The sequence below is a fragment of the Marinobacter persicus genome (assembly GCF_002934325.1).
GTDB classification, from domain to species: Bacteria; Pseudomonadota; Gammaproteobacteria; order Pseudomonadales; family Oleiphilaceae; genus Marinobacter; species Marinobacter persicus_A.
In genome coordinates this window covers 70,842-77,337 of record NZ_PTIV01000014.1, presented here as the reverse complement: position 1 = coordinate 77,337, position 6,496 = coordinate 70,842, and the positions used below count along the sequence as shown (strand labels likewise).

Sequence of the window (6,496 nt, the reverse complement as noted above, 5' to 3'; positions counted from 1 at the left end):
GGAGGAGCTGGAGGAACAGGCCGACCAAGAGCCAGAGCCAGAGCAAGAGCCAGAGCCAGAGCCAGAGCCAGAGCCAGAGCCAGAGCCAGAGCCAGAGCCAGAGCCAGAGCCAGAGCCAGAGCCAGAGCCAGAGCCAGAGCCAGAGCCAGAGCCAGAGCCAGAAGAGGCTGAGCCGGTTGAGCAACCGGAGTCAAGCGACGATTGGGAGATGGACGACGAACTGATCGCCATCTTCCTGGAAGAGGCCGGAGAGCTGATCGACAGCACCGCCCAGGCACTGCAGGACTGGAGTGACAGCCCCGAGAACCTGGATATCCTGCGGTTGCTGCAGCGTGACCTGCATACCCTCAAGGGCGGCGCCCGCCTGGCTGACGTTCCCGCACTGGGGGATCTCTCCCACGAGCTTGAGAACCTGTTTGAGGGCCTGACCGAGCACCGGTTCAGTGTGAATGACACCCTGTCAGACCTGCTGTTCCGTTGTCATGACCGCCTGGCCAGCATGGTCGATGCGCTGGAAGCCGGCGAGCCGCCGCGTCCCGCACCAGACCTGATTTCGGAAATCCACGCGTACGTTGATGGTACTGATAGTGCCACGTCTTCTGCCGCTGCCCCCGCCGAACCGCCAGAAGAGGAGCCTGAAGCCCTGCCGGAGATGACGGTGGATGAAGAGGCCTCCTCCGAACCGGCAGCCACACCGGAGCAGGAGCAGGAGCAGGAGCAGGAGCAGGAGCAGGAGCAGGACGAGCATATCGCTGACCTGTCCCACCTCGATCCTGAGCTGGTGGGTATTTTCCTGGAAGAAGCCTACGACCTGGTGAACTCCACCGGCAGCGCCCTGCACACCTGGAGTGAAGATCCAAGCAATCGCCAAGTCGCCGCCGAACTGCAGCGCGAAGTCCACACCCTCAAGGGCAGCGCCCGCATGGCCGGCGTGGAAGCCATTGGCGAGCTGTCCCACAAACTCGAAGACCTGTTCGAGAAAGTAGCCACTGGCCAGCTGGAGGCCAGTGAGGACATGCTTGATTTGCTCTTCGCCTGTCACGACCGACTGGCTGAGATGGTTGAGCAAGTGGCCACCCAGAAGCCCTGTCCGCCGGCAAACGAGCTGATCCAGCAGGTGCAGGCGATTGTCCGGGGCGAGCCACTCCCGACAGCTCCGGCTGCGCCTGAAGCCCCGGAGTCACCGTCGGAAAAACCAGAGCCTGCCGAACCCGCAACGCCGGCCCCGGGATCCACTGAAGCAACCCCGGATACGACAGATTACGCCGGTGACGAAGCCCTGGCGGAAATGTTCCTGGACGAAGGCCGCGAAATTCACCAGGACATTGGCGACCTGTTGGCCCATTGGCGCGAAGAGCCCGAGGAACTGTCATCCCTCAGCCGGCTGTTGCAGGAGCTCCAGACACTCAAGAGCGGTGCCAGACTGTCGGATGTGGACGCCATAGCCGACCTGGCCCAGGCCTGGGCCGACGCGCTGAACCAGCTGGTGGATGGCGAGCGCGATCGGCAACCGATGCTGGCGCTGAGTGAACAGGCGGAAAACACCCTCAAGGACATGCTTGATGCGCTGGAAAAAGGCACCCAGCCAGAGCCTGCCAAGGAGCTGATTGCCGAGCTCAATCAATCCGGAGAAGGCGAGTCGGAAGCCAAAGCCCCGAATGCGCCCGCGGAGCCGGCGCCGGAAGCAGAGAAGCCACAGCCGGAAAAAACCGCCAAACCGGCGCCGTCACCGTCCAAGACGCCGTCCAAACCCAAGCCGTCGAAACCGGCGGCCCGCAATGGCAAAGGCCAGGCGGCCAGCCAGGAAACCATCCGGGTGTCCGCTCCACTGCTGGACGATCTGGTTAACCTGGCGGGTGAAACCAGTATCACCCGGGGCCGGCTGGAGCAGCAGAGCAGCGACTTCAGCTATACCCTTGATGAGATGGCTTCCACCATCGAACGTCTGCGCGAGCAGCTGCGGCGCATGGACATCGAGACCGAGGCCCAGATCCTGTTCCGCGCCGAACAGGAACACGGCCCGGATTACGGCGATGACTTCGACCCGCTGGAAATGGACCGCTATTCCTCCATCCAGCAGCTGTCCCGGGCCCTGACCGAGTCCACCTCGGATTTGGCGGACCTTCGGGAAACCCTGTCCGAGCGGGTACGGGACACCGAAACCCTGCTGGTACAGCAGTCGCGCATCAACACGGAACTGCAGGAAGGTCTGATGAAGACCCGCATGATTCCGTTCACCTCCATGGTGCCCAGACTGCGCCGGATCGTCCGGCAGATCAGCGGCGAGCTGCACAAGAAAGTGCATTTCGACATCCGCAACGCCGAAGGCGAGATGGACCGCAACATCCTCGAGCGCATGGTAGCGCCGCTCGAACACATGCTGCGTAATGCCATCGACCATGGCATCGAAAACCCCGAGGAACGGAAACAGGCCGGCAAACCCGAATCCGGCGAAGTCGTCCTCTCCCTGTCCCGTGAAGGCGGTGATGTGGTGCTGCGCATGGCCGATGACGGTAAGGGCATTCCCGTGGAGGCAATCCGGGAAAAGGCCATCCGCCAGGGGTTGATGGAGCCGGACGAAGACCTGTCCCGGCGGGAAATCCTGCAGTTCATCCTGCACGCCGGCTTCTCCACCGCCCAGAAGGTGACCCAGATTTCCGGTCGCGGTGTGGGGCTTGACGTAGTAGCCAGCGAGCTCAAACAGTTGGGCGGTAGCCTGGACATCGACTCCCGCGAGGGCCAGGGCACGACGTTTACCGTGCGCCTGCCGTTCACGGTCTCCGTCAACCGCGCCCTGATGGTGGCCACGGGCGAGGATTTCTATGCCATTCCGCTCAACACCATTGAAGGTATCGTGCGGGTCAGCACCTACGAGCTGGAAGAGTATTACAAGCCCGATGCGCCGATGTACGAATACGCCGGCCAGCAGTATCGCCTGCAATACCTGGGCGCCCTGTTGGACAGTGACCACCAGCCCAAGCTCCAGGGCCAGGCTCTGCCACTGCCGGTGATTCTGGTACGGGGCGCTGAGCAGCCGGTCGCCCTGCAGGTGGACCACCTGATGGGCAGCCGGGAGATCGTCGTAAAATCACTGGGGCCACAGTTCAACTCCGTTCGGGGCGTCTCCGGGGCAACCATTCTCGGGGATGGTAGTGTGGTGGTGATTCTGGACCTGCCGGCCATGCTGCGCTCGGATGCCCTGGCCGAAAGCCAGCGTCTGGCCAGCCTGGAAAAAGCCCGGGAAAGCAGCCGGTACCGCGAACAGGTCACTACCGTCATGGTGGTGGACGACTCGGTTACCGTGCGCAAGGTCACCTCGCGCCTGCTCGAACGCAACGGCATGAACGTGTTCACCGCCAAGGATGGTGTCGATGCGGTGGCGCAGCTGCAGGACCATCGCCCCGATGTCATCCTGCTGGATATCGAGATGCCGCGCATGGATGGCTTCGAGGTGGCCAGTTTCGTCCGCCACGACGAAAAGCTGCACGACACGCCGATCTGCATGATCACCTCCCGGACCGGGGAAAAGCACCGCGAACGGGCGCTGGCCATCGGGGTCAACGAGTACCTCGGCAAGCCATTCCAGGAAACCGAGCTGCTTGAAACCATCAAGCGGCTGTCCGGGAGCGAGTAATGGCCAGCCAGCCGGCAATCGGGATCGTTGCCGATGTGGTACTTCAGCGCCACCGGCTGCAGGAAGCGGCCGGCAAATTCGGCCTTGAGGTCTGTTTTTCCGGCGATCCGGACCGGCTGATTGGCTATCCGGAGTTTCCGGAAGTCGCCCTGTGGCTGGTCACCCTGCAGGACGAAGCCGACCATCCCGCGCTGTTTGACCATCTGCTGGAAAACACCGATGCCCCGGTGCTGTTCGGCGTCGACCCGGCCCCGGCCCCCGGGGCCAAGGACTATTTCCGCTGGGAGCGCCGGTTGCTGAACAAACTGGAGCAGCAACTCGGCCAGCTCGAGAAGCTGGACACCGCCACCGATATGGAAGCCCTGGCCCAGGTGGCGGCCACTGCCGGCAAGGCTCCCGCCCTGTCCAATTGGATTACCCCGGCGGCGCCAGACACGCCCGCCCGGGAGGTCTGGATACTCGGCGCCTCACTGGGCGGCCCGGCAGCGGTAAAAACCTTTCTGGACAACCTGCCGCCAGGACTGCCGGTGGGGTTTGTCTACGCCCAGCATATTGATAACAACTTCACCGACGTCCTGACCCGCATTCTCGGCCGCCACGCCCACTACACGCTGAAACCGGCGGAACAGGGCGCCCGGGTGTGCAACGGCGATGTCATTCTCATGCCGGTGGAGCAGGAATGGAAGATTGCCGCCGATGGCACCCTGACGGCGACGGACAAGCCCTGGCCCGGTCCCTACGGACCGTCGATTGACCAGGTGCTGCTGAATGTTGCCGACCATTTCGGCAAACACTGCCATGCCATTATCTTTTCCGGCATGGGCAACGACGGCGCCATCGCCGCCCCCATGCTCAGCGCCTATGGCAGCCGGGTGTGGGTTCAGGAAAGTACCAGCTGTGGCAACAGCTCCATGCCGGACTCGGTCAATGAAACCGGCTGCGCCAGCTTCCGTGGCACCCCGGAGCAACTGGCCGCGGAGCTGGTGCGCACGATTGAAAATCAATGTCTGCTGAAGAACAAACATCAACGGGATTCCGCCTGAGGTAATCGACAATGAAGGAAAACAGCCAATCCCTGCAATGCGTCCTGATTCCGGTCCACGGTCGGCAATTATTGCTGCCCAACGTGTCCATTGCCGAGGTGGTGGATTTCGAAGGTACTGAAACCGGGGCGAACACACCGGACTGGCTGGTGGGCTTTGTCGAGTGGCGGGGCCTGAAGCTTCCGGTCATCTCCTACGATGCCGCCAACGACGGCCAGTTTGTGGTGCCCGGGGAAAACCGTGGCCGCATCATTGTGCTGAACACCATCGGACCCGGTCACCAGAAATCACCGTTCATGGCCCTGGTGACCCAGGGCATCCCCAGCCAGACCCGCCTCGAGGAAGATCAGCTACGCCAGCTGGACGCCGAACCCGGCCCGGCGGACCTGATGCAGGTGGAGGTTGACGGCGATATTGCCTGGATACCCAACCTTGAGCACCTGGAATCCCTGGCCGCCAAAGTGATGGTGTAGTCGGGCCAGCCCGGATCTGGCAGCGCCGGCAGCAAGTGTTATAATGTTGCAAATTTGCCGGAACCCGAGCCATGCCCGAACGCGCCCTTCCCTATCGTCCTCACAATCACGATGCCTGTGTCAGCCAGGCCCTGGCCGACGCCCGGACCATCTGCCGTGAGCAAAATGCCCGTCTGACGGCGATCCGTGAGCGGGTGCTGGAGCTGATCTGGCAATCCCATAAGCCCCTGGGCGCCTATGACATCCTCGCGCAGTTGGGTAGCGAGGGCCATAACGCGGCGCCACCGACGGTCTACCGGGCGCTGGATTTCCTGCTCCAGTACGGCCTGGTCCACCGGCTGGCCTCGCTTAACGCCTTTACCGGCTGCTCCCATGCCGGGGAAAACCATCACGGACTGTTCCTGATCTGCCATCAGTGCGGCACTGTCCTGGAGCTTGAATCCGCACCGGTCAGCCAGGCCATTGATGATGCCGCCCGGGCCCAGGCCTTCCAACCCGAAGGGGCCACGCTGGAAATCAGTGGTCTCTGCCCCCGCTGCCGTGCCGAGGCGAACCCGGGAGCCCCCAGCCATGACTGAACCACTGGTCCAATTGGAACAGGTGACCGTTGAGTTTGACGGCCGGCCGGTGGTGGATCGCGTCAGCCTGAAAGCCGGGCGGGGCGACATCATCACCATCATCGGCCCTAATGGCGCGGGCAAGACGACACTGATCAAGGCCATCCTGGGCATCCAGAAGGTTCATCAGGGCAAAGTTTCGCTGGCGACGGGCCTGGTCATCGGTTACGTGCCCCAGCAATTGTTGCTGGAAGCCACCCTGCCGCTAAGTGTCCGGCGCTTCATGTTATTGAGCGGCCAGCCCCTCGACGAATGCGAAGCCGCGTTAAAGCGTACCGGCGTGCACCATCTGCTGGATGCCTCGGTACACCACCTATCCGGAGGTGAGAAGCAGCGCCTTTTGCTGGCCCGGGCCCTGGCCCGCAAGCCCGACCTGCTGGTACTGGACGAGCCGGCCCAGGGCGTGGACATCAATGGCCAGGCCGCGCTCTACCAACTGATCCGGGAACTGAGGGACGACCTTGATTGTGGCGTGATCATGATTTCCCACGACCTCCACCTGGTGATGGCGGCAACAGACAAAGTGATCTGCCTGAACCAGCATGTCTGTTGCAGTGGTTATCCTGCCGACATTTCCCAGGACCCGGCCTTCATCGATACCTTTGGCCACCAGGTGGCCGATTCCCTGGCGGTGTATCACCATCACCACAATCACAGCCACAACCTTCACGGCGATGTGGTCAGCCGTACCGGAGCCGAAGGAGCCTGCAATCATGACCATCATTGACG

General features: G+C 62.6%; 5 protein-coding genes. All 5 read left to right on the top strand.

All coding sequences use genetic code 11. The features are described 5' to 3' along the window. The coding region (locus BY454_RS09275; protein WP_181049784.1) for an Hpt domain-containing protein at positions 1-3,634 on the top strand (3,634 nt) is incomplete at its 5' end. Beyond that, positions 3,634-4,677 carry a chemotaxis protein CheB gene (locus BY454_RS09270; protein ID WP_104415434.1) on the top strand — a complete coding sequence of 348 codons (1,044 nt, stop codon included), beginning with the start codon at positions 3,634-3,636 and terminating at the stop codon, positions 4,675-4,677. The genes BY454_RS09275 and BY454_RS09270, both read left to right, overlap by 1 nt. A gap of 11 nt (positions 4,678-4,688) precedes the next feature. Continuing rightward, the gene (locus BY454_RS09265) at positions 4,689-5,150 is read left to right on the top strand and encodes a chemotaxis protein CheW (RefSeq protein WP_104415433.1); all 462 of its coding nucleotides are present in this window, start codon (positions 4,689-4,691) and stop codon (positions 5,148-5,150) included. A gap of 71 nt (positions 5,151-5,221) precedes the next feature. Next, complete coding sequence (locus BY454_RS09260) at positions 5,222-5,728, top strand: Fur family transcriptional regulator (protein ID WP_104415432.1); 507 nt, start codon at positions 5,222-5,224, stop codon at positions 5,726-5,728. After that, complete coding sequence (znuC, locus tag BY454_RS09255) at positions 5,721-6,494, top strand: zinc ABC transporter ATP-binding protein ZnuC (protein WP_104415431.1); 774 nt, start codon at positions 5,721-5,723, stop codon at positions 6,492-6,494. Before BY454_RS09260 ends, znuC begins: the two co-directional genes overlap by 8 nt. Positions 6,495-6,496 lie beyond the last annotated feature (2 nt).